This is a genomic window from Streptomyces argenteolus (assembly GCF_042902585.1).
Classification (GTDB): Bacteria; Actinomycetota; Actinomycetes; order Streptomycetales; family Streptomycetaceae; genus Streptomyces; species Streptomyces argenteolus.
Genome location: NZ_JBIBEG010000005.1, coordinates 223,838 through 247,883, shown reverse-complemented (window position 1 = coordinate 247,883; position 24,046 = coordinate 223,838). Strand labels below are relative to the sequence as shown.

Below are 24,046 nucleotides of genomic sequence, written 5' to 3'. Positions count from 1 at the left end.
TGCGGAACCCGGTACCCGGCAGGCGTAGAACCCGGTGCCCGGCAGGCGCGGAACCCGGTGCCTGCTCCCCCGGCGGTTCCCAGGGCGTTGGCGTCGCGCCCGCGAGGATCGGCTGCCGCTCCTCTCGCTTTTCGTCCCGCGTGCGAGGGCTTATCCCGACTGCGTGAGGTCTGCGGGCTGTCGCTTGGTCGTCTCCGGGCCCGCCGGGTCGGCACGTCGGGCCCGACGAGGTCAGCAGCAGCGGTCAGCGGTCGAAGTCGATCTCCACTTCAGGCGTGACGGGGTGCGACTGGCAGGCAAGCACGAACCCGGCCTCGGTCTCCTCCGGTTCCAGCGCGAAATTGCGGTCCATCCTGACCTCGCCCGCGACCAGGAAGGCGCGGCAGGTTCCGCACACTCCACCCTTGCAGGCGTAGGGAGCGTCCGCGCGGCTCCGCAGGACGGTGTCCAGCAGCGATTCGCCCGCCACGACCGACCAGCGCCCCGACCTGCCGTCCAGCGTCGCTGTCAGCGTGCTCTCCGCAGCCGCTTCGCCCTGGACCACAGGAGGCCGGGTCGCTCCTTCGTCGGCGACGTGGAAGATCTCCTGGTGGATGCGCGACCGGTCGGCGCCGAGTTCACGCAGCGCATCTTCGGCCCCCTTGACCAGGCCGAGCGGCCCACACAGGAACCAGCCGTCCACGTCGGGCATGGACAGCAACGCGGGCAACAGCCCGGTGAGCCGCTCGCGGTCCAGCCGACCGGAAGGGAGCCCGGCCGCCTGTTCCTCCCGGGACAGCGCGGTGACCAGCTGGAACCGGTCCGGGTAGCGGTCCTTGAGCTCGGCCACCTCGTCGAGGAACATCGTCGAGGCCGCCGTACGGTCGCTGCGGATCAGGCAGAAGCGCGCCCCGGGCTCCCGCGCCAGCAGGGTCGAAGCGATGGACAGCACCGGCGTGATTCCGCTGCCGCCGACGATCGCGGCGAAGTGGCCGGGCCGCGGGTCGAGGATGAAGCGGCCCATCGGAGGCATCGCCTCCACCTCGTCACCGACGGCCAGCTCCTTGAGGGCGTAGGTGGAGAACGCCCCGCCGTCGACCATGCGGATGCCCACCCGCAGGGCGGGAACGGCCGGTTGCTCCGCGGCGGGCGCGCAGATCGAGTACGACCGCCGGATCTCCTCGCCGTCGATGCGGTAGCGCACGTTCAGGTGCTGGCCGGGTCTGTGGCGGAAGGTCTCGCGCAACTCGGCGGGCACGGCGAAGGTGACGGCCACCGCATCGTCCGTGATCCGTTCGATCGCGCTGACCCGGAGCGGATGGAACATCTACAACTCCTTGAAGTGATCGAAGGGTTCGCGGCACGCCACGCAGCGGCGCAGTGCCTTGCACGCCGTCGAGGAGAATCGGCTCAGCAACTCCGTGTCCGTGGAACCGCAGTGCGGGCAGCGGACCGAGAGCGTGAGGGGAACCGGCCCGCCCGCTCCGCCACCGGGCCGGGGCGGTGCTATGCCGAACTCCGCCAGTTTGCGGCGTCCTTCGTCACTGATGTCGTCCGTCGACCATGCCGGTGCGAGCACGGTGACCACGGAGACCTCCGCGACGCCGTGGTCGTGCAGCACGCGCTCGATGTCGCTGGACATGGACTCGATGGCAGGACAGCCGGTGTACGTCGGAGTGAGTCGCACCGTGACCTTGCCCGGCTCGTCCGCCCGCACACCGCGGAGCACGCCGAGCTCGTCGAGGGTGAGTACCGGCAGCTCGGGATCGGGCACCGACCCCGCCAGCCGGTGGAGCTCCGCTTCGAGAGGGGTCTCGGTCACCATGACGCCCCCGGATGACTGCGGTGCAGATGCTGCATCTCGGCGAGCATGCGCCCGAACGGCTCCGTGTGCAGGCCCTGCCGACCCGCTCCGGCCGTCCAGGCACCTGTCTGCGGGCCGGCCGGGAGGGTCAGGGTCGCACGCTCCACCACGGAACTCACGGCGGCCAGCCAACCGGCGCTCAGGGATTCGCGGTCCACATCGATGCCCTCGACCGGCTCGAACAGCTCACCGGTGAACTTCCACAGTGCGTCCAGCGCGCGCTGCATGCGCTCATGGCTCTCCGCGGTCCCGTCGCCGAGTCGCAGGACCCACTGCTCCGCGTGGTCCCGGTGGTAGGCCACTTCCTTGACGGCCTTCGCGGCGAGATCCGCGAACTCGCCGTCGCCGGAGGCCAGCTGCTCGTACAGCAGATGCTGGTGGACGGAGAAGTACAGCTGGCGGGCGATGGTGTGGGCGAAGTCGCCGTTCGGCTGCTCCACCAACTGGACGTTGCGAAAGGCGCGTTCCTCGCGGAGGTAGGCCAGCTCGTCCTCGTCCCCCACGAAGGAGAGGAGCATCCGGGCCTGACCCAGGAGGTCCAGGGCGATGTTGGCCAAGGCCACCTCCTCCTCCAGGACGGGGGCGTGTCCGGCCCACTCCCCCAGGCGGTGCGAGAGCACCAGTGCGTCGTCGCCGAGGGCGAGGGCCGCGCTCACAGGTGCTTCACCCCTTCCGGGATCTCGTAGAAGGTGGGATGGCGGTAGGGCTTGTCGCCCGCGGGCTCGAAGAACGAGTCCTTCTCGTCGGGCGAGGAGGCGGTGATCTCCGTCGAGGGAACCACCCAGAGGGAGACGCCTTCCGAGCGCCGGGTGTACAGGTCGCGCGCGTTGCGCAGGGCCATCTCGGCGTCCGGCGCGTGCAGGCTGCCGGCGTGGGTGTGGGACAGTCCGCGCCGGGAGCGCACGAACACCTCCCACAGGGGCCAGTCGGTCGAGCTGGTCATGCGGTGGCCTCCACTGGCTGGGCGGCCGGTCCGGTTGTACCGGGCCGTGCCGCGTGCTTGTCCGCGTAGGCCGCTGCCGCCTCGCGGACCCAGGCGCCCTCTTCGTGAGCCGTGCGCCGTTGGTCGAGCCGCTGCTCGTTGCAGGGGCCGTTGCCCTTGAGGACCTCCTGGAACTCGGTCCAGTCGATCGCCCCGTAGTCGTGCTGCCCCAGCTCCTCGTTCCACCGGATGTCCGGGTCGGGGAGGGTGAGCCCGAGCGCCTGCGCCTGCGGGACGCAGATGTCGACGAAGCGGCGGCGCAGTTCGTCGTTGGAGTGCCGCTTGATCTTCCAGGCCATCGACTGCGCCGAATGGGCCGAGGCGTCGTCGGGCGGGCCGAACATCATCAGGGAGGGCCACCACCAGCGGTTCACCGCGTCCTGCGCCATCTCGTGCTGTGCGGGTGTGCCCCGGCTGAGGGCGAGCAGCAGCTCGTACCCCTGGCGCTGGTGGAAGGACTCCTCCTTGCAGATGCGGACCATCGCCCGGGCGTACGGGCCGTAGGAGCAGCGGCAGAGAGGCACCTGATTGGTGATCGCGGCGCCGTCGACCAGCCACCCGATTGCTCCGACGTCCGCCCAGGTCAGCGTCGGGTAGTTGAAGATCGAGGAGTAGCGCTGCCGACCGGCGTGCAGCTTGTCCAGCATCTCCTCGCGGCTGGTGCCCAGGGTCTCCGCGGCGCTGTACAGATACAGCCCGTGGCCCGCTTCGTCCTGCACCTTCGCCATCAGGATCGCCTTGCGGCGGAGCGAGGGTGCCCGCGTGATCCAGTTGGCTTCGGGCTGCATGCCGATGATCTCGGAGTGGGCGTGCTGGGCCATCTGGCGGACGAGCGAAGCCCGGTACGCGTCGGGCATCCAGTCACGCGGCTCGATCCGGTCGTCCGCGGCGACGGCGGCGTCGAACGCCGCCAGGCGTGCCTCGTCCGACGCCTCCGTGGTGCCTGCCGTCCTCTGCGTCGTCTGGTCCGCAGTCACTGCCGCCATCCCGGGCTCCCTACCGACCGATCGTTCGGTTCCTTGACTTCAATGGTGGGTCGCAGGCCCGTAGGGTGTCAACCCTGTGGATAACTGAGCGGTGATCGACGGTGATCGGGGCGGGATGGACGCGGACCGCGGTGGGCGCACCGAAAACGAGAAGAAGTCCGCCTGGCCCGGTGTGACGAGCCGCTCGTACGCCGATCAGGACGAGGGATTCGATCCCGAGGGCATACCTGACGCCCGGACCCGTGCTCCGGGCCCTCCAGCAGCCCAGGTGCCACCGCCGGAGACCGTCGAAGGGCCTGCGCCGGACGTCGTCCCGGGCGGCGGCATGGCCGCCCTCTCGCTTCCGTACCAGGTGGTGGCGGCGCTGGCGCTGTCCGTCATCGGGCTCCTGGCGGTCGGCCATCTGGCCGTGATCTTCCTGCACGTCGCGCCGTCCAACACGCTGACGAAGCAGCACGGTGAGGTGGTGGACGACTGGGTCTACCCCGAGTTCGAGCAGAACTGGAAGCTCTTCGCCCCCAACCCGCTGCAGCAGAACATCTCGGTCCACGCACGCGCCGAGGTCTGGGGTGTCGAGGGCCGCACCACCACCGGATGGATCAATCTGTCGCAGCAGGACGGTGCGGCGATACGCGGGAACTTCTTCCCCAGCCACGTGGACCAGAACGAGCTTCGGCGCGCCTGGGACTTCTACACGGGGTCGCACGACGGGGAGAACCGTCCCAACGGCCTGCGCGGAGAGCTCTCCGAGCGCTACATCCGCCGCATCGTGATGCTGCGCCTCCTCGAAGGCGACCACGGCGGCAAGGTCGAGCGCATCCAGGTGCGGTCCGCCGTACGCTCGGTCGGCGCTCCGGCGTGGAGCGACGAGAAGATCAGCACCCGGGCGGACTACCGGGTGCTCCCGTGGTGGACCGTCACGCCCTCCGATCTCCCGGAGACGTCGGCGACGGACCGGGCGTCGGCACCGCAGGGCGGGAGGGCGGGGAAGTGAGCACCACCGCGCAGATCCGGGGCAGGGCCGGATCAGGCCGCCGTTCGCTCGCCGAGGCCGTCCAGCGCATCAGCTCGCTGCCGCTCGGGACCCATCAGAGCGCCGTCGTGCGGATCGGTGTCTCCGCCACGTATCTGCTGTTCCTGCTGCGCGAGCTGCCGCACCGGCACGAGCTGTACGGCCCGGACGGCCCGTGGCGCTGGGACATGGCCCGCCGGCTCATCAGCAACAACGACGCCTTCACCGTCCTCATGTGGTCGGACAGCGCGCTCTGGTTCGAGACCGTCTACGCGCTGACGCTGGTCTCGGCGGCGCTGCTGATGGCCGGCTGGCGGACCCGCGCGACCTCCGTGGTGTTCATGGCCGGGGTCCTCTCCCTCCAGAACCGCAGCATCTTCATGGGCGACGGCGGCGACAACGTCATCCATCTGATGGCGATCTACCTGATGCTGACGCGCTGCGCTCGGGTTTGGTCTCTGGACGCGCGCCGTGCCGCACGGAACGCGGCCCGCCACGCGCAGGAAGGGTCGCGTTCCCGGGACGTCGTGGGGCCGGTCCTGTGGGTGGTGCTGGGGGCCGTCCTCCTGCCGGGCACGCTGACGGGAGGCCTCGGCGGAACCTGGTGGCTGCCGTCCCTCCTGTGGGCCCTGTGGCTCGGCAACGGGGCCTGGTGGGCGCTGAACAGGTACGCGCCGGACCGTGAGCTGCGGGCCCTCCTCGACGTGGTGGCCAACCTCGCCCACAACGCCGCGCTCCTCGTGATCATGGCCGAGGTCTGCCTGATCTACGCGACGGCCGGCTGGTACAAGATCCAGGGCTCCCGCTGGCAGGACGGAACAGCCCTCTACTACCCGCTCAAACTGGACTACTTCACGCCGTGGCCCGAGCTCTCGGGGCTTCTCTCGTCCAGTGCACTGGCGGTCATGGTGCTGACGTACGCCACGGTGATCGTGCAGGTCGCCTTCCCGTTCACGCTGTTCAACCGGCGGGTCAAGAACGTCCTGCTGGTCGTCATGATCGGCGAGCACGCGGGGATCGCCCTTCTGCTCGGACTCCCCTTCTTCTCGATGGCGATGATCGCCGCGGACGCCGTCTTCCTGCCGACGGTCTTCCTGGTGTGGCTGGGGCGCAGGGTCACGCTCGCCCGGCAGCGGCTGCTCCCGGCTGCCGCGGGCAGGCTGCGTCTGCCGGGGCAACGGCGGGCGGACCCGGACGAGGAGGAGGCCCCGCGCGGCGGTGGCGGCGGTGGCCATACGCTCGTCGGGTGAGCAGCGAGACCGGCAGTACAGAAGATCCCCAGGCCGCAGCGGCGCCCGATCCGTCCGCGGAACCCCTCCAGTACGACGACGGGTACGGCGAACCGGTCGGAGTGGGGCCGCATCCGCTGCCCTGGCCCGAAGGTGAGCGCTACGACCCCGAGCTCCTCGCCGCGGGTGACCGGCGCAATGTGAGTGACGTCTACCGGTACTGGACGCGGGAAGCCATCGTCGCCGACCTCGACCTGCGGCGGCACGACTTCCACGTGGCGGTGGAGAACTGGGGCCATGACTTCAACATCGGCTCGGTGGTGCGGACGGCCAACGCCTTCCTGGCGAAGGAGATCCACATCGTGGGCCGCCGCCGCTGGAACCGGCGCGGGGCGATGGTCACCGACCGCTACCAGCACGTCCGTCACCACCCCGACACCGCGGATCTGACGGCTTGGGCGGAAGCCGAAGGGCTGCCGATCATCGGGATCGACAACCTGCCCGGGGCCGTGCCGCTGGAGCGCACCGAGTTGCCGCGCCGCTGTGTGCTCCTGTTCGGGCAGGAAGGGCCAGGGCTGACCGAGGAAGCGCGCAAGCACGCCGCGATGGTGTGCTCGATCGCGCAGTTCGGCTCGACGCGGTCGATCAATGCGGGGGCTGCCGCCGCCATCGCCATGCATGCCTGGGTGCAGAAGTACGCGGACATCCCGGAGCCGCCCGCCCGCTGACCGGCGGCCACCCCGGGGCGCGGAACCGGCTTCGAGGGTCAGCCGGGTGAGGATCCGCGGGCGCGGTGACCCAGGCCCGGGCGCGGTCACCGGTGGAGCGGAAGCCCGCTCCACCGGACGTGCCGCGTGCCCACAGGCCGACCTTCGCGTCAGGCCTGGCGGCGGACCTCCACCAACCGGAAACGGTTGGAGACGAAGGCCCCGTCGCAGAGCGCCGCGTTGGCCGCCGGGTTGCCGCCGGACCCGTGGAAGTCGGAGAAGGCGGCCGTCTGGTTGACATAGACGCCACCGGTGAGGTTCAGCGAGAGCTGCGCCGACTCGTCGAAGCAGACCTCCTCGAGCGCGCGCTCCACCTCCGGGGACGTGGTGTAGGCGCCGACGGTCATCGCGCCCTTCTCACGGACCGTTCGGCGCAGGAGGGCCAGGGCGTCGGCGGTCGAGTCGACGGCGACCGCGAACGCGACCGGACCGAAGCACTCCGAGAGGTACGCGGCGTCGTCGTCGGGCTTGGTGCCGTCCAGCTTGACGAGGACGGGTGTGCGTACGACAGCCTCGGGGAAGTCGGGGTTGGTCACCGGGCGGGAGGCCAGGGCGACATCACCGAGGGCCGCTGCCCCTTCCAGGCGAGCCTTCACGTCGGGGTTGACCAGGGCACCCAGCAGGCCGTTAGCCCGTGCGTCGTCGCCCAGGAGGCCGTTCACCGCTTCCGCGATGTCCGTCACCACGTCCTCGTAGGACCTGGGCCCGGCGTCGGTCGTGATGCCGTCACGCGGAATGAGCAGGTTCTGCGGGGTCGTGCACATCTGGCCGCTGTACAGGGAGAGCGAGAAGGCCAGGTTGGAGAGCATGCCCCGGTAGTTGTCGGTGGAGTCGAGGACGATCGTGTTGACGCCGGCCTTCTCCGTGTAGACCTGGGCCTGACGTGCGTTGGCCTCCAGCCAGTCACCGAACGCGGTGGACCCCGTGTAGTCGATGATCTTGATCTCGGGGCGCACCGCGAGCGTCTTGGCGATGCCCTCGCCAGGGTGTTCGGCCGCCAGCGCGATCAGATTCGGGTCGAAGCCCGCTTCGGACAGCACCTCGCGTGCCAGCTGCACGGTGAGCGCCAGGGGCAGGACCGCGCGCGGGTGCGGCTTGACCAGTACGGGGTTGCCGGTCGCCAGCGAGGCGAACAAACCTGGGTAGCCGTTCCACGTGGGGAAGGTGTTGCAGCCGATCAGCAGCGAGATGCCCCGTCCCGCCGCCGTGTAGGACTTGCGCAGCTGGAGCGGGTCGCGCTTGCCCTGCGGCTTGGACCAGTCGGCGGTGTGCGGGGTGCGGGTCTGCTCCTGGTAGGCATACGCCACCGCTTCCAGGCCGCGGTCCTGGGCGTGCGGTCCGCCCGCCTGGAACGCCATCACGAATGCCTGCCCGCTCGTGTGCATCACGGCGTGGGCCAGCTCGTGCGTACGCGCGCTGATCCTGGCGAGGATCTCCAGGCAGACCAGCGCCCTCGTCTCGGGACCCGCCGCTCGCCAGGAGCCCATGCCGGCGCTCATCGCGGGCAGCAGGACGTCCGGATCGCAGTGCGGATACTCGACGCCCAGCTCCGGTCCGTACGGCGAGACCTCCCCGCCGGTCCAGCCGTCGGTGCCGGGCTGGCCGAGGTCCAGGCGGGTGCCGAGGACGGCATCGAAGGCGGCCTTGCCCTCCGCGGCCCCGAGGCTGCCGGCGAGCCCGCCCTCGCCGTAGGCCTTCGGGTGCTCGGGGTGCGGGGACCAGTAGGCGCGCGTGCGAATCGCGTCGAGGGCTTGGTCGAGCGTCGTGCGGTGGGTGTCGGACAGCTTCTCAGGGGAAAGCGCGGCGGCCATGACGGACCAACTCCTCGTCGAGCTGGGCAGGGATGTGCGGACGGAGTTAGAGTAACCGAACGATCGGTCGGGACAAGGGGCCCCAGGGAACCTGTGGACAACTCATGGGGGAGGATCGCGGTCATGACCACGGCCAAGCGGGACACATACACCCCGGAGACACTCCTCGGCGTTGCCGTCCGTGTCTTCAACGAGCGCGGCTACGACGGTACGTCGATGGAGCACCTCTCCAAGGCGGCCGGCATCTCCAAGTCCTCCATCTACCACCATGTGGCGGGCAAGGAGGAACTGCTCAGTCGGGCCGTGAGCCGGGCGATCGACGGCCTGTTCGGCATCCTCGACGAGGCCGGGGCGATACAGGGGCGGGCGATCGCCCGGGTCGAGTACGTCACGCGCCGCACGGTCGAGGTGCTCATGGACGAGCTGCCCTACGTCACGCTGCTGCTGCGTGTACGCGGAAACACGAAGACGGAACGCTGGGCCCTCGAGCGGCGGCGCGAGTTCGACCAGAGGGTGTCCGACCTGCTCAAGGCGGCGGTGGCCGAGGGGGACCTGCGGGCCGACGTGGACATACGCCTGGCCACCAGGCTGCTGTTCGGAATGGTGAACTCGCTGGTCGAGTGGTACCGCCCGCAGCCGGGCGGGTCCGCCGAGGCCGATCAGCTCGCCGACACGGTCGTGCAGCTCGCGTTCGAAGGCATGCGGGCCGGCTGATCCCGGCTTCAGGCGAGATCGGACGGGCGGTCCGGGCGCGGGCCCAGGTCGGTCTCCTCGAAGACCAGCAGGGTGCGCGTGGACAGCACCTCGGGTATGGCCTGGATCCGGGTCAGGACCAGCTCGCGCAGCGCCCGGTTGTCGGGTGTGTGCACGAGGAGCAGGACGTCGAAGTCGCCGCTGACCAGTGCGATGTGGGTGGCGCCCGGTAGCGCCTGGAGCTGCTCGCGCACGGTGCGCCAGGAGTTCTGGACGATCTTCAGCGTGATGTAGGCGGAGGCGGCCTGTCCCGCCCGTTCGTGGTTCACGCGCGCGCTGAAGCCGCGGATGACACCGTCCTCGACGAGCCGGTTGATCCTGGCGTAGGCGTTGGCCCGCGACACGTGGATACGTTCGGCGACCGCCCGTATCGACGCGCGGCCATCCGTCTGGAGGATGCGCAGGATCGCCCGGTCGGTGGAGTCCAGCGGTCGTGCGGGCGGCGTGCGGGCGGGATCCCCCACCGGGTCGGCCATTTGTTCAGCTGCCATCTGCCCGCGCCTCCCTGTTGTGGACGACCTGCCTCTATCTCAGGCTGTGGATAACCGTTTGTCCACAGGCTGGAGGCGCCTGTAGCCAAATTGCGCCCGCGACCGAACAATCGGTAGGTGAGGCACGCCACACCGGTGCCCGTCCACACGCGGACATCCCCGCGGATATCGACGCCCCTCGTTCTCACCCGATGCCAGGAGGTGCTTGTCATGACGGTCCAAGAGCTGCCCGGCGCAGCCGCCTACCGGCCCACGCCGCCCCCGGCCTGGAAGCCGCTCACCGACCCCGCGCCGCTGCTCCCGGACCCCGAGCCGTACCGCGTGCTCGGTACGGATGCCGCGGCCGACGCCGATCCCGAGTTGCTTCTCCGGCTCTACGCGGAGCTGGTGCGCGGCCGTCGGTACAACGCACAGGCCACCGCCCTGACCAAGCAGGGCCGGCTCGCGGTGTACCCGTCGAGCACCGGCCAGGAGGCCTGCGAGATCGCGGCGGCGCTGGTGCTGGAGGATCGTGACTGGCTCTTCCCCAGCTATCGCGACACCCTCGCCGCGGTGGCGCGGGGCCTGGACCCGGTGGAGGCACTGGCCCTCCTGCGCGGGGACCGGCACACCGGGTACGACCCGCGTGAGCACCGCATCGCGCCTCTCTGCACCCCGCTGGCCACCCAGTTGCCGCACGCCGTGGGGCTGGCGCACGCGGCTCGTCTCAAGGGCGACGACGTGGTGGCGCTCGCGATGGTCGGCGACGGCGGCACCAGCGAGGGCGACTTCCACGAGGCACTGAACTTCGCGGCCGTGTGGAAGGCGCCGGTGGTCTTCCTCGTGCAGAACAACGGCTTCGCGATCTCCGTACCCCTGGCCAAGCAGACGGTCGCGCCGTCCCTCGCCCACAAGGCCGTGGGCTACGGCATGCCGGGTCGGCTGGTCGACGGCAACGACGCGGCGGCGACGCACCAGGTCCTGAGCGAGGCCGTGGCGCGGGCCAGGCGCGGCGGAGGACCGACGCTGGTCGAGGCGGTCACGTACCGCATGGACGCCCATACGAACGCCGACGACGCCTCCCGTTACCGCGTCGACAGCGAGGTGGAGACGTGGCGCGCCCACGATCCGATCGTCCTGCTCGAACGCGAGCTGACCGGGCGCGGACTGCTGGACGAGGAAGGTGCCGAGAAGGTGCGGGAAGCGGCGGAGCGGATGGCGGCGGGCCTGCGCGAGCAGATGAACGCCGATCCGGTGCTCGACCCGATGGACCTGTTCACCCATGTCTACGGCGAGCAGACCGGGCAGCTGCGTGAGCAGGCCGCGCGGCTGCGGTCCGAGCTGGACGCGGAGCACGGCGGGCACGACGAGCAGGGCGCGGAGGGCGGACGATGAGCACGGTTGCGGCGGCGACCGGTGAGCGGACCGGCCGCGCCAAACCGGCGACGATGGCGCAGGCTCTCGGCCGCGCCCTGCGCGACGCGATGGCGGAGGATCCGGCGGTGCACGTCCTCGGCGAGGACGTGGGCACGCTGGGCGGGGTCTTCCGTGTCACCGACGGCCTGGCGAAGGAGTTCGGCGACGAGCGCTGCACGGACACCCCGCTGGCCGAGGCGGGGATCCTCGGGGCGGCCGTGGGGATGGCGATGTACGGGTTGCGGCCCGTCGTGGAGATGCAGTTCGACGCCTTCGCCTATCCGGCGTTCGAGCAGTTGATCAGCCATGTCGCCAAGATGCGGAACCGTACCGGGGGCGCCATGCCGTTGCCGATCACGGTGCGGGTGCCGTACGGCGGTGGTATCGGCGGGGTCGAGCACCACAGCGACTCCTCGGAGGCGTACTACATGGCGACTCCCGGTCTGCACGTCGTCACGCCGGCCACCGTCGAGGACGCCTACGGGCTGCTGAGGAAGTCGATCGCCTCGGACGACCCGGTGGTCTTCCTGGAGCCGAAGCGGCTCTACTGGTCGAAGGCCGACTGGTCGCCGGACGCGCCGGCCGACGTCGAGCCGATCGGCCGGGCGGTGGTCCGGCGGCCCGGCCGCAGCGCGACGCTCATCACCTACGGTCCGTCCCTGCCGGTGTGCCTGGAAGCCGCAGAGGCGGCCACGGCCGAGGGCTGGGATCTCGAGGTGGTCGATCTGCGGTCGCTGGTGCCGTTCGACGACGAGACCGTCACCGCCTCGGTCCGGCGCACCGGACGCGCGGTGGTCGTCCACGAGTCGTCCGGTTTCGGCGGCCCGGGCGGCGAGATCGCGGCGCGGGTCACGGAGCGGTGCTTCCATCACCTGGAGGCTCCGGTCCTGCGTGTCGCGGGGTTCGACATCCCCTACCCGCCGCCCATGCAGGAGCGGCACCATCTGCCGGGCGTGGACCGGGTGCTCGACGCCGTCGCCCGTCTTCAGTGGGAGGCCGAGAGCTGATGGCGCACGTGCTCGAATTCAAGCTGCCGGACCTCGGTGAGGGACTGACCGAGGCCGAGATCGTTCGCTGGCTGGTGGAGGTCGGCGACGTCGTGGTGATCGACCAGCCGGTCGTCGAGGTCGAGACGGCCAAGGCCATGGTGGAGGTTCCCTGCCCGTACGGGGGCGTGGTCACGGCCAGATTCGGTGCGGAAGGCACGGAGCTGCCGGTCGGTGCACCGCTGCTGACGGTGGCGGTCGGGTCCGTCGCGCCGGAGTCGGGAGACACCGTCGCCGGAGGGCGCGCGGACGCGGACGCGGACAGTGGGACGTCCGGCAACGTGCTGGTCGGGTACGGCACGGGCGCGCCGGCCGCTCGGCGCCGACGGGTACGGCCCGCCCCGGTGTCGTCCACGGGCACGTCGTCGACGGGTGTGCCGTCCTCGGACGGGACATCCTCCGGCGAGACGGCGTCGGGCAGGGCGGCCGGAGGGCCGACCCCCACAGCGGCTCCTGCCCGGGCATCCGCATCGGTCCCTGATGTGGCATCGGCGCAGGGACCCGTCGCCGTCATCTCCCCGCTGGTGAGGAAGCTGGCGCGGCAACACGGCCTCGACCTCAGGCAGATCGTCGGCACGGGCCGGGACGGCCTCATCCTGCGTACCGACGTGGAGTCCGCGATCAGCGCGACGGACGAGGAGCGCGCTGCTGAAGCGGCGCCGGCGGCCCGGCAGGTACAGGAGACGGACGAGGAGCGCATCCCGTTGCGTGGGGTGCGGGGCGCAGTCGCCGACAAGCTGGCGCGCAGTCGGCGGGAGATCCCAGAGGCCACCTGCTGGGTGGATGCCGATGCCACCGAACTGATGGCGGCCCGGGCCGCGATGAACGCCGCCGGCAGCTCGGTCACCGGACCGAAGGTGTCGGTTCTGGCCCTGCTGGCCCGTATCTGCACGGCCGCCCTCACCCGGTTCCCCGAGCTCAACTCCCGGGTGGACACCGAGGCCCGGGAGATCGTGCGGCTGTCCGGGGTGCATCTGGGCTTCGCCGCTCAGACGGACCGAGGCCTGGTCGTGCCGGTCGTACGGGACGCGCACACGCGTAACGCTGAGTCGATCGGTGCGGAGATCGCCCGGCTGACCGAGGCGGCCCGTGACGGGAAGCTGACCCCGGCGCAGCTCACCGGCGGGACGTTCACGCTGAACAACTACGGGGTGTTCGGTGTCGACGGTTCGACGCCGATCATCAACCACCCGGAGGCGGCCATGCTCGGCGTCGGGCGGATCGTGCCCAAGCCCTGGGTGCACAGGGACGAGCTGGCGGTCCGCCAGGTCGTCCAGCTCTCCCTCACCTTCGATCACCGGGTCTGTGACGGTGGAACGGCGGGTGGCTTCCTGCGGTACGTGGCCGACTGTGTGGAGCAGCCGGCGTTGCTGTTGCGCACTCTGTGACGAGGCCGGACCTGATGAGCCGGACGTGATGAGGAAGGCCTCGTCCTGCACCGAGGCCGGACCGGGTGGTTCGGGGCCGCGCTCTGTGACGGGGGACGGGCCCGGGGCCGGCCCTTGCGGTGGCTCGGGCTTCGGTGTGGCGCGGCTGGGACCCCGGGGCGGGGTCCTCGTGGTGGTCCGGGGCCCCGTCCGTCACGGGGCCGCAAGCCTGGCCGGGGAAAGCCTGGCCGGGTCCCTGCGGGGCCATGGCCGCACCCTGTGACGGGGTGGGCTTGCTGTGGCGGTTCAAGGCAGAGTCCGTCACAGGGCCGAAAGCCTGGCCGACGGCCACGCCTACTGGGCCGGGGCCGGGGCCGGGGCCGGGCCTTGGACGGGGCTGGGGCCGGGGCCCGGCCCTGGACGGAGCTGACTGGGGCACCCCCGGGCTTTGGACGGGGCTGACTTGGGTCACCGCGAGCAGCGGGCAGCTCAGCCCGGGCCGCTGCCGTCACAGGGCGAAGACCATGACTTCGGTCCCCAGGGGATCGAGGTGAGGAGGCGGCCCGCATACTCGGGGGCATGACCGCGTATGACGCCATCGTTCTTGCCGGCGGGGCTGCGAAGCGCCTCGGGGGAGCCGACAAGCCGGGGCTCCGTGTGGGTGGACGAGCGTTGCTCGACCGGGTGCTCGCGGCGTGTGCCGACGCCGGGTCCACCGTGGTGGTCGGCGGGCGCAGACCCACAGCCCGTCCGGTCACCTGGACGCGTGAAGTGCCCGAAGGCGGAGGACCGTTGGCCGCGCTGGGGGCCGGGGTCCGGCACACGCGTGCGGAGAGCGTCCTGGTGCTGTCCGCGGACCTGCCGTTCCTGGGGGAGGCGACGGTCCGTTCGTTGCTCGACGCCAGTCGGGCCGAAGGCCGGGAGGGCGCGCTGTGCGTCGATCCGGACGGCCGGGATCAGCCGCTGGTCGCGGCGTACCGAGCGGAGCCGCTTCGCCGCGAGCTCGCCCTTCTGGCCACCGAGCACGGCAGCCTGGCAGGGCTTCCGCTGCGGTTGCTGACCGCCGAGCTGGACCTGGACCGGGTCGAGGCGGGGCCCCTCGCTTCGTTCGACTGCGACACCTGGGAAGACATTGGTGCCGCAAGGGCGCGGATCAGGGAGCATGGGACTGTGCTGGACGAATGGATCACCGCAGTCAAGACCGAACTGGGCATCGAACTCGACGTCGATACCGGCGTCCTGCTCGACCTCGCCCGTGATGCCGCCCACGGCGTCGCCCGGCCCGCCGCGCCGCTGACCACCTTCCTGGTGGGGTACGCCGCGGCCAAGGCCAGCAGCGGCCTGAGCCCGGAGGCCGCAGCCGAAGCGGTGGCGGAGGCATCCCGCAAGGCCACCGCCCTCGCGCTCCGGTGGGAGGAGGAAACGGGGGCGGGCAGCGGCTCCGGAACGCCATGACAGCTCCCCGTGGTGAGGCTGAGGCAGCGGCGCCGGTCGATACGCCCGAAGCGCGCCGCGCCGCCGAGGTGAAGCGCGCCGCCGAGGTGAAGCGCGCTGCCGAGGCGGAGCAGGCCGCTGAGGAGGAACGGGCCGTCGAGCAGGCATTGGCTCTGGTCGGTCGTCAGCCGCAGGATGCTGGTCCTACGGCGAGCCGGAACGGAACGGTCGGCCCCGCCTCCGTGCCCACGCCGCCGGACCCGGGCATGCGCATGGAGCCGTCCCCAGGCACAGCGCCACCCGGCCCCGCACCTACAACCCCCGCACCTTCGGGCGCGGTGGCGAACCCGGGCGCGGCGGCGAGCCCCCGCCCCTCGGATTCCCGTCCCTCGGCCCCCGGCCCCTCGGATGACCTGCGCCCCTCGGGAGCCACGACCTCGCGCCCTTCGGCTTCGGGCTCTGCGGTGTCAGGTACCGCGATGCCGGGTCGTGCGGCCCACGGCGCTGAGGCTCCCGGCACCTCCGGCACAGCCGGCGCCCCCGGCACCCCCGGCCTGGCCGGCATTCCCGGCACGGCTGGCCCCGCTGATCCTCCCGGCTCTGTCGGGCGGTCGTCGGCCGCCGGTTCGTCCCCCGGCGGCTCGTCCCTCACCGGCTCGTCCCCCGCCGGGCCCGCCCATCGGACCCCGGCCACCGCCTGGGCCCGTGCGCGCACCCTGGCAGAAGCGCTCGGCCGCAGCGCCCCCCTTGCCGCCCACCGGCTCCCCCTGAACCGGGCGCTCGGGCACGTGCTGGCCGAAGCGGTCGTAGCTCTCACCGATCTCCCCTCCTTCGACACCTCGGCCATGGACGGCTGGGTCGTCGCGGGACCTGGGCCCTGGGTCGTGGAACAAGGTGAAGGCCTGCTCGCCGGGCGAGGAGCCGTGGAACCGTTGCCGGACGGGGAAGCGCTACGGATCGCCACGGGCGCCCGCATCCCGGCGGATGCGACCGCCGTCATCCGTAGCGAGCACGCGCACTTCGACGAGGCCAGGGGGCTGCTGCACGCGACCCGCGACGTCGTGCCGGGGCAGGACATCCGGCCGCGCGGCCAGGAGTGCCGTTCCGGGGACGAGCTGCTGCCCGTCGGGACGGTGGTGACCCCGCCTGTGCAAGGGCTGGCGGCTGCCGCAGGGTACGACGCGCTCGTCGTCGTACCCCGTCCGTGCGTGGACATCTTCGTTCTCGGCGATGAGCTGCTCACCTCGGGGCTGCCGCGCGAGGGGCTGATCCGGGACGCACTCGGCCCGATGCTCGGCCCCTGGCTCCACGCTCTAGGCGCGGAGGTCTCCGAGCCCAGGCGCCTCGGTGACGACGCCGAGGCGCTCCACGACGCCCTTGTCACCTCGCACGCCGACCTCGTCCTCACCACGGGCGGGACCGCCGCCGGTCCTGTGGACCATGTTCACCCTGTCCTGGAGCGGATCGGGGCCGAGTTGCTGGTCGACGGAGTGGCCGTACGCCCCGGCCACCCCATGCTTCTGGCCAGGCTCCCGGCGAACGGCCCCTGCCTGGTGGGCCTGCCGGGCAATCCGCTCGCGGCGGTCTCCGGCCTGCTCACGCTGGCAGAACCTCTGCTCAGGGGACTGGCCGGCCGGTCTCCTCAGAGTCCGTACAGCGCGCCCGCGCATGAAGAGGTACACGGCCACCCGCACGACACACGACTCGTCCCTGTAGTCCACCGCGACGACAAGGTTGTGCCTTTGCATTACAACGGCCCCGCGATGCTGCGCGGGATCGCCGCCGCCGATGGGCTGGCCGTGGTGCCGCCCGGCGGGGTACGGTCCGGCACCGAGGTGGAGATCCTCGATCTACCGTGGGCCTCGGCGACGCCGTGGACGGAAGGGTGTTTCACGTGAAACTTCCCGGCCACGATGCGATGGCCAGGCGCGCAGACGAGAACGTCGTACCCACTCGGGTGCTGCTGCCACGCCGTGTCGTGGACAGACCGCTACGTCAGGTGGCCAAGCGACTCGCGATGGCACTCACGGTGCTGGCCACCACGGTCTTCATCGTCTGGGCGGACCGGGGCGGTTACCACGACAACGCCGATGGGAAGGTCGACTTCCTCGACGCCGTCTACTACGCGACGGTGACTCTGTCGACGACCGGTTACGGCGACGTCGTTCCGCAGAGTGATACTGCCCGGCTCGTCAACGTGGTGCTGGTGACGCCGCTTCGCGTGCTCTTCCTGATCATCCTGGTCGGCACCACCCTCGAGGTCCTGACGGAACGGACCCGGGAGGACTTCCGGCTGAACCGTTGGAGAAGCAACTTGCGTGAACACACCGTTGTCGTCGGTTTCGGCACGAAGGGCCGTTCGGCCATCCAGACGCTCTGTGCGACGGGTCTCAAGAAGGAACAGATCGTCATCGTCGACCCGGCAGGGAAGGTGATCGAGGCGGCCAACGCGGAGGGTTTCGTGGGGGTGCTGGGTGATGCGACGCGCAGCGACGTACTGCTGCGTGCCGAGCTCCAGAAGGCCCGTCAGATCATCATCGCCACCCAGCGCGACGACACCGCCGTCCTGGTGGCGCTGACCGCGCGCCAGCTCAACAAGGGTGCGAAGATCGTGGCCGCCGTGCGCGAGGAGGAGAACGCGCCCCTGCTGCGGCAGTCCGGTGCAGACGCCGTCATCACCAGCGCGAGTGCGGCGGGCCGCCTCCTGGGCCTCTCCGTCCTCAGTCCCAGCGCGGGAACGGTGATGGAGGATCTGATCCAGCAGGGCAGCGGGCTCGATCTTGTCGAACGTCCGGTGATAAAGGCCGAGGTGGGCAAGAACGTCCGGGAGACCGACGACCTGGTGGTCAGCGTGCTGCGTGGTCACCGGCTGCTTGGGTACGACGATCCGGCGGCCAGCCCGCTGCAGCTGACGGACCGGGTCATCACGATCGTGCGCGCCTCCCCGCTCCACACGTCCCCGCAGGGCCTTCCGCAGAACCCTCATCAGCGCAGCTAGGCGCCGGGCCGTCCGCCGGCGCGGGCAGGTCCATGGGAGCCCTTGATTTTCAGGGCCGGGCGGTCGGCGCAGGCAGGTCCACCCTTGTCCGGGAGTCCGCACGGAGTAGCCTCGCGGCCATGTATGCGATCACGATCCCCGAACCAGGCGGCCCCGAAGCGCTCGTATGGGCCGAGGTCCCCGATCCCGTACCAGGCGAGGGTGAAGTCCTCGTCGAGGTCGTGTCCAGCGCGGTCAACCGTGCCGATGTCCTCCAGCGGCAGGGCTTCTACAACCCGCCGCCCGGGGCCTCCCCCTATCCCGGGCTCGAGTGTGCGGGCCGGATCACCGGGCTCGGCCCCGGGGTGACCGGATGGTCCGTGGGCGACGAGGTGTGCGGACTGCTGGCGGGTGGCGGCTACACGGAGAAGGTCGCCGTGCCGGCCGGACAGCTCCTCCCCGTACCCGAGGGTGTGGAACTGGCGGACGCCGCTGCGCTGCCGGAAGTGGCGGCGACGGTCTGGTCGAACGTCTTCATGGTGGCCCATCTGCGCCCTGGTGAGACCGTGCTCATCCACGGAGGCTCCAGCGGCATCGGCACGATGGCGATCCAGCTCGCCAAGGCCGTCGGTGCGCGTGTCGCGGTCACGGCGGGCGGGCCCGAGAAGCTGGCCCGCTGCCAGGAGCTCGGTGCCGACATCCTCATCGACTACCGCGAGCAGGACTTCGTGGAGGAGTTGCGCCAGGCGACGGACGGCGCCGGTGCGGATGTCATCCTCGACATCGTCGGGGCGAAGTACCTGGACCGGAACGTACGGGCCCTGGCCGTGAACGGGCGCCTGGCGATCATCGGTCTTCAGGGCGGGGCCAAGGGCGAGCTGAATCTGAGCGCCCTGCTGAGCAAGCGGGCTGCCGTCACGGCCACCTCGCTGCGCGCCCGCCCGCTCGCGGAGAAGACCGCGATCATCGCGGCGGTACGCGAGCACGTCTGGCCGCTGATCGCAGGAGGTGTCGTCCGGCCGATCGTGGACCGCACGATGCCGATGGCGGACGCGGCGGAGGCCCATCGGGTGATGGAGTCCAGCAGCCACATCGGCAAGATTCTCCTCATCGCGCCGAAGGCCTGACACCGAGCAGCACGAGCTGCCTGAGCGGCCCGCGCTAATCGGGCGCCTGAGCGGGCCCGGGCGGCCCGCGCTACCCGGGCTGCCCGGGCGGCCCGCGCTGCCAGGGCACCTCGCGTCGCCCGAGCGGCCGAGCCGAGGGACGAGGGCGGGTGAGCGGGGACGACCGCCGGCAGCGCGCCGACCGCCGTGCCCGTTCCCGGGGCTCCGGAGAGGTCACCTCGTCCCGCCGTCGGCCAAGGCCGGCAGGACAAGGCCGGCAGGAAGGCGCGGCCACGCAACGCCAAGGGAGCGTCGCGCCCAGGTGAGCGGCCTCCCCACCAGCCCTCACCCTTTCCCGCCGTGCCAGGAACGCAGCGAGGCCCGGCACACGCGATGTGTGCCGGGCCTCGGTGGTGAGACGGGTCGGGGCGGGGAGCAGGCCTACAGGTACGGGCCGGAGCGTGCCGGTCCGTGCGGATCCGCCAGGCCTTCCTCGTCCTCGTGGCCGACGCCCGGAGGGAGAGCGCGGCGCATCTGCTCCAGCTGTGCGCGGGCGGCCATCTGCTGCGCGAAGAGAGCCGTCTGGATTCCGTGGAACAGGCCCTCCAGCCATCCGACCAGCTGGGCCTGAGCGATCCTCAGCTCGGCTTCGGAGGGGACGGACTCCTCGGTGAACGGCAGCGAGAGCCGCTCCAGCTCCTCCACGAGCTCCGGCGCCAGGCCGTCCTCGAGTTCCTTCACCGAACTGGCGTGGATCTCCTTGAGCCGGACCCGGCTCGCCTCGTCGAGAGGAGCCGCCCTGACCTCCTCGAGAAGCTGCTTGATCATGCTGCCGATGCGCATGACCTTCGCGGGCTGTTCGACCATCTCCGTCACAGGGACCTCGCGCGACTCGTCGTCACTGCCACTGCCACTGCCACCGCCGCCGATAGCCATTCCGTCCTGCCCCACTACGAGGACTTGGGGGTGCTCCTGCGACCGTTCATTCCTCGGCATCTCCATGACGCCATTGTCTCGCACGGCGGCCTTGCTCCTTGGTGTGCCCCCGGAAAGCGATGATCACCCGCCTTCCGGGGCACCGATCGCGCGGGAAGCCACCGCCGAGCGGCCCCGGCCGCCCCGTCGCTCTCGCGCCGCCCGGCCGTCCCTCACCCCGCGCGCCGGGTCAGTGCCTGCCGGGACCCGGCGAAGACGGCGGCCAGCAGCCCGGCGACCAGGGGTACGGCCACCGCCAGCAGCCCGATCGTCTCCCAGGGCATCACGACAGGGGTGTACGCGGAATCCATGGGCTGCTCCCGCATGGCGGCCATCGCCTTGCGCAGGTCGACCCGGCGCAGGGCCACCGCGGGCACGATCCCGGCCGCCGTACCGAGCAGGACGCCCGTGAGCGCGACCACCACGCACTGGAACCCGGAGAGTGAGCGCCGGACGCCCGGGGGTGCGCCCACCGCGCTGAGCGTGGTGAGGTCGGCCTCCGCGTCCGCCTTGGCGAGCCCGGTGGTGATGGCCGCGGCGCCGACCGTCACCACCCCCGCGAACAGGGCGAGGATCAGCAGGATCACATCCTCGTCCCGCGATTCGGGACCGCTCGCCGTCTGGAGATGGACTCCGTTCCCGGCCTGGGCGAACGCGGCCGACATCATCTGCTGCTCCGCGTCCGTGGGCGTGTGCGCCACCGCGAAGAGGCTCGCGTAGTCCTCCGTGTGCAGGCCCAGACGGCTCGCCGTGCTCCGGGGAAGGATCATGCGGATCCCGGGTGTGGTGGCGTACTTCGCCGGTGCGACGTACACCTTCAGCCGGTCCGTCGTGGTCCTGGGCTCGCCCGGGTGGAGCCTGCGGTTCGCCGTGTCACGGGGGTTGTACGTGTGCACGGCCTTCAGGGTGACCTGGCCGTCGCGCGCGTAGGCCGGGTTGAGCAGTACGGGTGTGCCGTCCGCCAGCGCCTCGGCCGCTGCGGGGTCGTCGAGCTTCACGTACGAGGTGAGCAGTGCGGCGTCGCCGACGACGATGTGGCTCTCGCCCGTGTAGAAGGCGGCGGCGCTGATGTACTCGTCGGTGCAGGCGGGGGTGCGCATCAGCGCCTGGTGCGCCTCGGCGGAGAGCCCTTCGGCGAGCTTCCTGGCTCCCGCGCCCTGGAGCGGGCAGCTGTGCCCGTCACCGGTGGGCTTGACCAGGGTGAGGGTGCCGCAGCCGTTCTCCTCCTCGTAGTACACGCCGCAGTCGGAGCCCGCCCAGACCCGTGCGATGTCGGCGCGTTCGCCGCTCACCGCCAGGTTCTGCCGGGCCGCCGCCCTCGCCCGGCCCAGCTGGTCGACGGACGAAGGACTGTCCGCCACGAGCGCGGCCGTGCCGGGGGTGAGCGTGGGGATGTGGTCGTACGCGTGCTCCGCCATCACGCTGCTCGTGTACGTCGCGATGGCGACGGTGCCCGCGACCGCGGCCATGACCGCGGCGACCGCCGGAGCCGTGCGCCCCCGGTTGCGGGCGGCGTCGCGCAGCGCCATCCGGGGGGAGAGCGGGAGGCGTGCCCCGAGCCGGCCGAGGAGGCCGACGATCACCGGGATGCAGGCGAGGACCCCCAGCTCGGCGACGACCGAGCCACCGGCGACCAGAGTCGTGTCGCCCGTGGTGCCGCCGAACACGGCGACGGCGACGCCGCCCGCCGTGATGACGCAGCCCACGACCGGCAGGACACGGGAGCTCCGCCGTGTCCCCCGGCGGCCGGTCAGCGACTCCAGGACGGGCTGCCGCCCGGCCACGATCGCCGGGGCCAGCGCCGCCAGGACGCCCGTGACGAGACCGATCACGGCGATCGCCAGTACCTCCCACCCACGGATCTCCAGCTCCCCGAAACGGCTTCCGGTCCAGCCCTCGATCAGCGGACGGAACAGGACGGTGAGGACGAGGCCGGCGGCCACCCCGGCCACCGCGCCCGCGGCCCCGAGCACGGCGCCTCCCGCCAGGACCACCGCCCGTACCTGGCTCCGGTCACCCCCGCAGGTACCGAGGAGGCCGAGCTGCCGACGCGAGCGCCGGGCGCCGACGGCGAACGCCGGGCCGGCCAGCAGCACGATCTCCAGAACCGCCATGGCGACGACGGTCACGACGGCGGCACCGAGCTCCGCAGAGCCGTCTCCGTAGTCCGGGGAGGGCTGCGTGGCGTAGGGAACCTCGGAGTCCGGCGGCGGGTCGAGGACCACCTGACGGGACAGCACCAGGAGGCCCGTCCGGTTGGCCGCGAGGACGTCCGCCCAGCGGATGCCCGCTCCTGCCGGGCCGTCGACCAGCCATTTCGTTTCGTCCGGCTGCGGTGGCGCGATCCCGGGGTCACCGTCGGCCGCCTTCTTCCACGGCGCGATGACGGCGCCCGGATCTGCGTAGAGGGCCTTCTTGCCCAGGTCGGCGGGCAGCTCCACGCTGCCCGTGATCGTGTACGCGCGCCCCGGGCCACGCAGTGTCGTACGCGATCCGACGTGGAGCCCGGTGGACTCCAGGAAGCCTTCGGTGGCGACGACCTCGTCGTCGTGGGCCGGGTAGGCGCCGTCGACCAGTTCGATCCTGCCCCGGAGGGCGGGGGCGGAGGTGCGCAGTTCGACGATCTCGGTCTCGGTGATGCCGTGCCGCGTAGTGACGGCGGCGGCCACGGACTGCTCGGTGAGGTACGTCGCCCCCTTCGGCAGCGCGTCCCGTATCCCGACGGGCTCCGGTGAGGCGTCGTCCGGTGCCGTCGGCCGGTCTGTCACCGTTTCCCAGAGCGTGCGGTCCGGCAACTGCTCCACCGGTACGCGCCCGGCTCCCGCGGAGCTGAACACCGCGTCCGCCGCTCCCATCTCCGCCGTCAGCTTCTCGGCGGTCGTGGATGTGGAGCTGCGGTACGTGACGTCCGCCGCGGTCACCCCGAGCACCGGCAGGGCGATCATCGCGACGACGAGCGCGCTGCGGCCCTTGGCGCGCAGGGCGTCACGCCGGGCGATCCGGAGGGCGGCCCGCCACCCTGTCAGGAAGCTCACTCGGCACCCTCGACAGCGAGGAGCGACTCGGCGCCGGACGCCAGTGTCTGGTCGACGACGGAGCCGTCCCGCAGGAAGACGACCCGGTCGGCCCAGGCCGCGTACCGGGGCTCGTGGGTCACCATGACTCCGGCCGCGCCCTGGTCGCAGCGGTTGCGCAGGAGGGCCAGGACGGTTTCGCCGGTCTCGGAGTCGAGGGCGCCGGTCGGCTCGTCGGCGAGCACCAGGCGCCGGTCACCGATCAGGGCGCGGGCGATGGCTACGCGCTGCTGCTGGCCGCCGGACATCTCGTCGGGGAAGCGGTCGGCGATCTCGGAGAGCCGCATCTCCTCCAGCGCGGCGAGTGCCTCCTTGCGGGCCTTGCGCACGGATACGCCGTCGAGCTCGCGCGGCAGGGCGATGTTCTCGGCGGCGGTGAGGGCCGGGATCAGGTTGTAGTCCTGGAACACATAGCCGACGCTGCGGCGGCGCAGGGCCGCGATGCCCTTGTGGCCGAGCGTGGAGAGGTCCTGGCCCTCGATGACGACCTGGCCGCCGGTCGCGGTGTCGAGACCGCCGGCGAGGGTCAGGAGGGTGGACTTGCCGGAGCCGGACGGACCCATGACGGCCACGAGTTCCCCTGCGCGTACGGAGAGGCTGACACCGCGCAGGGCGTGCACCTCGGCGATGCCGGAGCCGTGGGTGCGGGTGAGCGCCCGCAGTTCCAGGACGGGCGTGTCCCCGGGCACGGCGGTGGGCGGGGTGGAGACGGACGAGGACATGGCGGTGTGTTCCCCCTGGGGCGGCGGGCGGCGGGCGGCGGGCGGCGGGCGGCGGGCGACGGGCGGCGGGCGGGAT

Annotated in this window: 21 protein-coding genes; 11 read left to right on the top strand and 10 right to left on the bottom strand. The window is 71.5% G+C overall.

Annotated elements, in window-relative coordinates:
- Positions 1 to 244 precede the first annotated feature (244 nt).
- Genes ACFY8O_RS19855 through paaA form a run of 5 tightly spaced genes read right to left on the bottom strand, consistent with a single transcriptional unit; the run spans position 245 to position 3,811 of the window.
- Positions 245 to 1,306 carry a 2Fe-2S iron-sulfur cluster-binding protein gene (locus ACFY8O_RS19855; protein WP_387904117.1) on the bottom strand — a complete coding sequence of 354 codons (1,062 nt, stop codon included), beginning with the start codon at positions 1,304 to 1,306 and terminating at the stop codon, positions 245 to 247.
- Positions 1,307 to 1,804: a 1,2-phenylacetyl-CoA epoxidase subunit PaaD gene (gene paaD / locus ACFY8O_RS19850; protein ID WP_387904115.1), complete on the bottom strand. Its 498-nt coding sequence runs from the start codon at positions 1,802 to 1,804 to the stop codon at positions 1,307 to 1,309.
- A complete protein-coding gene (paaC, locus tag ACFY8O_RS19845) occupies positions 1,798 to 2,499 on the bottom strand; it encodes a 1,2-phenylacetyl-CoA epoxidase subunit PaaC (RefSeq protein ID WP_145808210.1) in 702 nt (233 codons plus the stop codon). Before paaC ends, paaD begins: the two co-directional genes overlap by 7 nt.
- Positions 2,496 to 2,786 carry a 1,2-phenylacetyl-CoA epoxidase subunit PaaB gene (gene paaB, locus ACFY8O_RS19840; protein ID WP_145808212.1) on the bottom strand — a complete coding sequence of 97 codons (291 nt, stop codon included), beginning with the start codon at positions 2,784 to 2,786 and terminating at the stop codon, positions 2,496 to 2,498. The genes paaC and paaB overlap by 4 nt, the downstream gene beginning before the upstream one ends.
- Positions 2,783 to 3,811 carry a 1,2-phenylacetyl-CoA epoxidase subunit PaaA gene (gene paaA / locus ACFY8O_RS19835; protein ID WP_145808214.1) on the bottom strand — a complete coding sequence of 343 codons (1,029 nt, stop codon included), beginning with the start codon at positions 3,809 to 3,811 and terminating at the stop codon, positions 2,783 to 2,785. Before paaA ends, paaB begins: the two co-directional genes overlap by 4 nt.
- Positions 3,812 to 3,926: 115 nt before the next feature.
- On the opposite strand from paaA, the gene ACFY8O_RS19830 reads away from it, so the two are divergent.
- Genes ACFY8O_RS19830 through ACFY8O_RS19820 form a run of 3 tightly spaced genes read left to right on the top strand, consistent with a single transcriptional unit; the run spans position 3,927 to position 6,780 of the window.
- Positions 3,927 to 4,805 carry a DUF5819 family protein gene (locus tag ACFY8O_RS19830; RefSeq protein WP_387904554.1) on the top strand — a complete coding sequence of 293 codons (879 nt, stop codon included), beginning with the start codon at positions 3,927 to 3,929 and terminating at the stop codon, positions 4,803 to 4,805.
- Complete coding sequence (locus tag ACFY8O_RS19825; RefSeq protein WP_387904110.1) at positions 4,802 to 6,073, top strand: HTTM domain-containing protein; 1,272 nt, start codon at positions 4,802 to 4,804, stop codon at positions 6,071 to 6,073. The genes ACFY8O_RS19830 and ACFY8O_RS19825 overlap by 4 nt, the downstream gene beginning before the upstream one ends.
- Entirely contained in the window at positions 6,070 to 6,780 is a 711-nt protein-coding gene (locus tag ACFY8O_RS19820) for a TrmH family RNA methyltransferase (protein WP_387904108.1), read from the top strand. Before ACFY8O_RS19825 ends, ACFY8O_RS19820 begins: the two co-directional genes overlap by 4 nt.
- Positions 6,781 to 6,929: 149 nt before the next feature.
- Here the strand turns inward: ACFY8O_RS19820 and paaN are convergent, their stop codons facing one another.
- A complete protein-coding gene (paaN, locus tag ACFY8O_RS19815) occupies positions 6,930 to 8,630 on the bottom strand; it encodes a phenylacetic acid degradation protein PaaN (RefSeq protein WP_387904105.1) in 1,701 nt (566 codons plus the stop codon).
- A 123-nt stretch (positions 8,631 to 8,753) separates the two neighbouring features.
- Between paaN and ACFY8O_RS19810 the strand changes: the two genes are divergently transcribed.
- Entirely contained in the window at positions 8,754 to 9,344 is a 591-nt protein-coding gene (locus tag ACFY8O_RS19810; RefSeq protein WP_387904102.1) for a TetR/AcrR family transcriptional regulator, read from the top strand.
- Between the two features lie 8 nt (positions 9,345 to 9,352).
- Here ACFY8O_RS19810 and ACFY8O_RS19805 read toward each other — a convergent pair whose 3' ends face one another.
- Positions 9,353 to 9,874 carry an Lrp/AsnC family transcriptional regulator gene (locus ACFY8O_RS19805; protein WP_387904100.1) on the bottom strand — a complete coding sequence of 174 codons (522 nt, stop codon included), beginning with the start codon at positions 9,872 to 9,874 and terminating at the stop codon, positions 9,353 to 9,355.
- A gap of 210 nt (positions 9,875 to 10,084) precedes the next feature.
- Between ACFY8O_RS19805 and pdhA the strand changes: the two genes are divergently transcribed.
- The 7 genes from pdhA (at position 10,085) to ACFY8O_RS19770 (ending at position 19,220) form a co-directional block, all read left to right on the top strand.
- Entirely contained in the window at positions 10,085 to 11,248 is a 1,164-nt protein-coding gene (gene pdhA, locus ACFY8O_RS19800; protein ID WP_387904098.1) for a pyruvate dehydrogenase (acetyl-transferring) E1 component subunit alpha, read from the top strand.
- Positions 11,245 to 12,276: an alpha-ketoacid dehydrogenase subunit beta gene (locus ACFY8O_RS19795; RefSeq protein ID WP_145808227.1), complete on the top strand. Its 1,032-nt coding sequence runs from the start codon at positions 11,245 to 11,247 to the stop codon at positions 12,274 to 12,276. Before pdhA ends, ACFY8O_RS19795 begins: the two co-directional genes overlap by 4 nt.
- Positions 12,276 to 13,703 carry a dihydrolipoamide acetyltransferase family protein gene (locus ACFY8O_RS19790; RefSeq protein ID WP_387904095.1) on the top strand — a complete coding sequence of 476 codons (1,428 nt, stop codon included), beginning with the start codon at positions 12,276 to 12,278 and terminating at the stop codon, positions 13,701 to 13,703. The genes ACFY8O_RS19795 and ACFY8O_RS19790 overlap by 1 nt, the downstream gene beginning before the upstream one ends.
- Positions 13,704 to 14,261: 558 nt before the next feature.
- Positions 14,262 to 15,137 (top strand): NTP transferase domain-containing protein, encoded by an 876-nt coding sequence (locus ACFY8O_RS19785; protein WP_387904092.1) that lies wholly within the window; start codon positions 14,262 to 14,264, stop codon positions 15,135 to 15,137.
- Positions 15,138 to 15,382: 245 nt separating this feature from the next.
- A complete protein-coding gene (locus ACFY8O_RS19780) occupies positions 15,383 to 17,014 on the top strand; it encodes a molybdopterin molybdotransferase MoeA (RefSeq protein ID WP_387904552.1) in 1,632 nt (543 codons plus the stop codon).
- Positions 16,972 to 18,114, top strand: a complete 1,143-nt coding sequence (locus ACFY8O_RS19775; RefSeq protein WP_145808234.1) for a potassium channel family protein — start codon at positions 16,972 to 16,974, stop codon at positions 18,112 to 18,114. The genes ACFY8O_RS19780 and ACFY8O_RS19775 overlap by 43 nt, the downstream gene beginning before the upstream one ends.
- A gap of 119 nt (positions 18,115 to 18,233) precedes the next feature.
- Positions 18,234 to 19,220: an NAD(P)H-quinone oxidoreductase gene (locus ACFY8O_RS19770; protein ID WP_387904089.1), complete on the top strand. Its 987-nt coding sequence runs from the start codon at positions 18,234 to 18,236 to the stop codon at positions 19,218 to 19,220.
- Positions 19,221 to 19,640: 420 nt separating this feature from the next.
- Here the strand turns inward: ACFY8O_RS19770 and ACFY8O_RS19765 are convergent, their stop codons facing one another.
- The 3 genes from ACFY8O_RS19765 to ACFY8O_RS19755 all read right to left on the bottom strand — a co-directional run bounded on the left by ACFY8O_RS19765 (position 19,641) and on the right by ACFY8O_RS19755 (position 23,970).
- Complete coding sequence (locus ACFY8O_RS19765; RefSeq protein WP_387904087.1) at positions 19,641 to 20,201, bottom strand: bacterial proteasome activator family protein; 561 nt, start codon at positions 20,199 to 20,201, stop codon at positions 19,641 to 19,643.
- Positions 20,202 to 20,347: 146 nt separating this feature from the next.
- On the bottom strand, positions 20,348 to 23,209 hold the full coding sequence (locus tag ACFY8O_RS19760) for an FtsX-like permease family protein (RefSeq protein WP_387904084.1): 2,862 nt from the start codon (positions 23,207 to 23,209) through the stop codon (positions 20,348 to 20,350).
- Positions 23,206 to 23,970 carry an ABC transporter ATP-binding protein gene (locus ACFY8O_RS19755; RefSeq protein ID WP_387904083.1) on the bottom strand — a complete coding sequence of 255 codons (765 nt, stop codon included), beginning with the start codon at positions 23,968 to 23,970 and terminating at the stop codon, positions 23,206 to 23,208. The genes ACFY8O_RS19760 and ACFY8O_RS19755 overlap by 4 nt, the downstream gene beginning before the upstream one ends.
- Positions 23,971 to 24,046 lie beyond the last annotated feature (76 nt).

Coding starts and splice junctions, on each gene's coding strand:
- ACFY8O_RS19855 (WP_387904117.1), bottom strand. CDS start 1,306: ATGTTCCATCCGCTCCGGGTCAGCGCGATCGAACGGATCACGGACGAT.
- paaD (WP_387904115.1), bottom strand. CDS start 1,804: ATGGTGACCGAGACCCCTCTCGAAGCGGAGCTCCACCGGCTGGCGGGG.
- paaB (WP_145808212.1), bottom strand. CDS start 2,786: ATGACCAGCTCGACCGACTGGCCCCTGTGGGAGGTGTTCGTGCGCTCC.
- paaA (WP_145808214.1), bottom strand. CDS start 3,811: ATGGCGGCAGTGACTGCGGACCAGACGACGCAGAGGACGGCAGGCACC.
- ACFY8O_RS19830 (WP_387904554.1), top strand. CDS start 3,927: ATGGACGCGGACCGCGGTGGGCGCACCGAAAACGAGAAGAAGTCCGCC.
- paaN (WP_387904105.1), bottom strand. CDS start 8,630: ATGGCCGCCGCGCTTTCCCCTGAGAAGCTGTCCGACACCCACCGCACG.
- ACFY8O_RS19810 (WP_387904102.1), top strand. CDS start 8,754: ATGACCACGGCCAAGCGGGACACATACACCCCGGAGACACTCCTCGGC.
- ACFY8O_RS19805 (WP_387904100.1), bottom strand. CDS start 9,874: ATGGCAGCTGAACAAATGGCCGACCCGGTGGGGGATCCCGCCCGCACG.
- pdhA (WP_387904098.1), top strand. CDS start 10,085: ATGACGGTCCAAGAGCTGCCCGGCGCAGCCGCCTACCGGCCCACGCCG.
- ACFY8O_RS19795 (WP_145808227.1), top strand. CDS start 11,245: ATGAGCACGGTTGCGGCGGCGACCGGTGAGCGGACCGGCCGCGCCAAA.
- ACFY8O_RS19790 (WP_387904095.1), top strand. CDS start 12,276: ATGGCGCACGTGCTCGAATTCAAGCTGCCGGACCTCGGTGAGGGACTG.
- ACFY8O_RS19785 (WP_387904092.1), top strand. CDS start 14,262: ATGACCGCGTATGACGCCATCGTTCTTGCCGGCGGGGCTGCGAAGCGC.
- ACFY8O_RS19780 (WP_387904552.1), top strand. CDS start 15,383: ATGCGCATGGAGCCGTCCCCAGGCACAGCGCCACCCGGCCCCGCACCT.
- ACFY8O_RS19770 (WP_387904089.1), top strand. CDS start 18,234: ATGTATGCGATCACGATCCCCGAACCAGGCGGCCCCGAAGCGCTCGTA.
- ACFY8O_RS19765 (WP_387904087.1), bottom strand. CDS start 20,201: ATGGAGATGCCGAGGAATGAACGGTCGCAGGAGCACCCCCAAGTCCTC.
- ACFY8O_RS19755 (WP_387904083.1), bottom strand. CDS start 23,970: ATGTCCTCGTCCGTCTCCACCCCGCCCACCGCCGTGCCCGGGGACACG.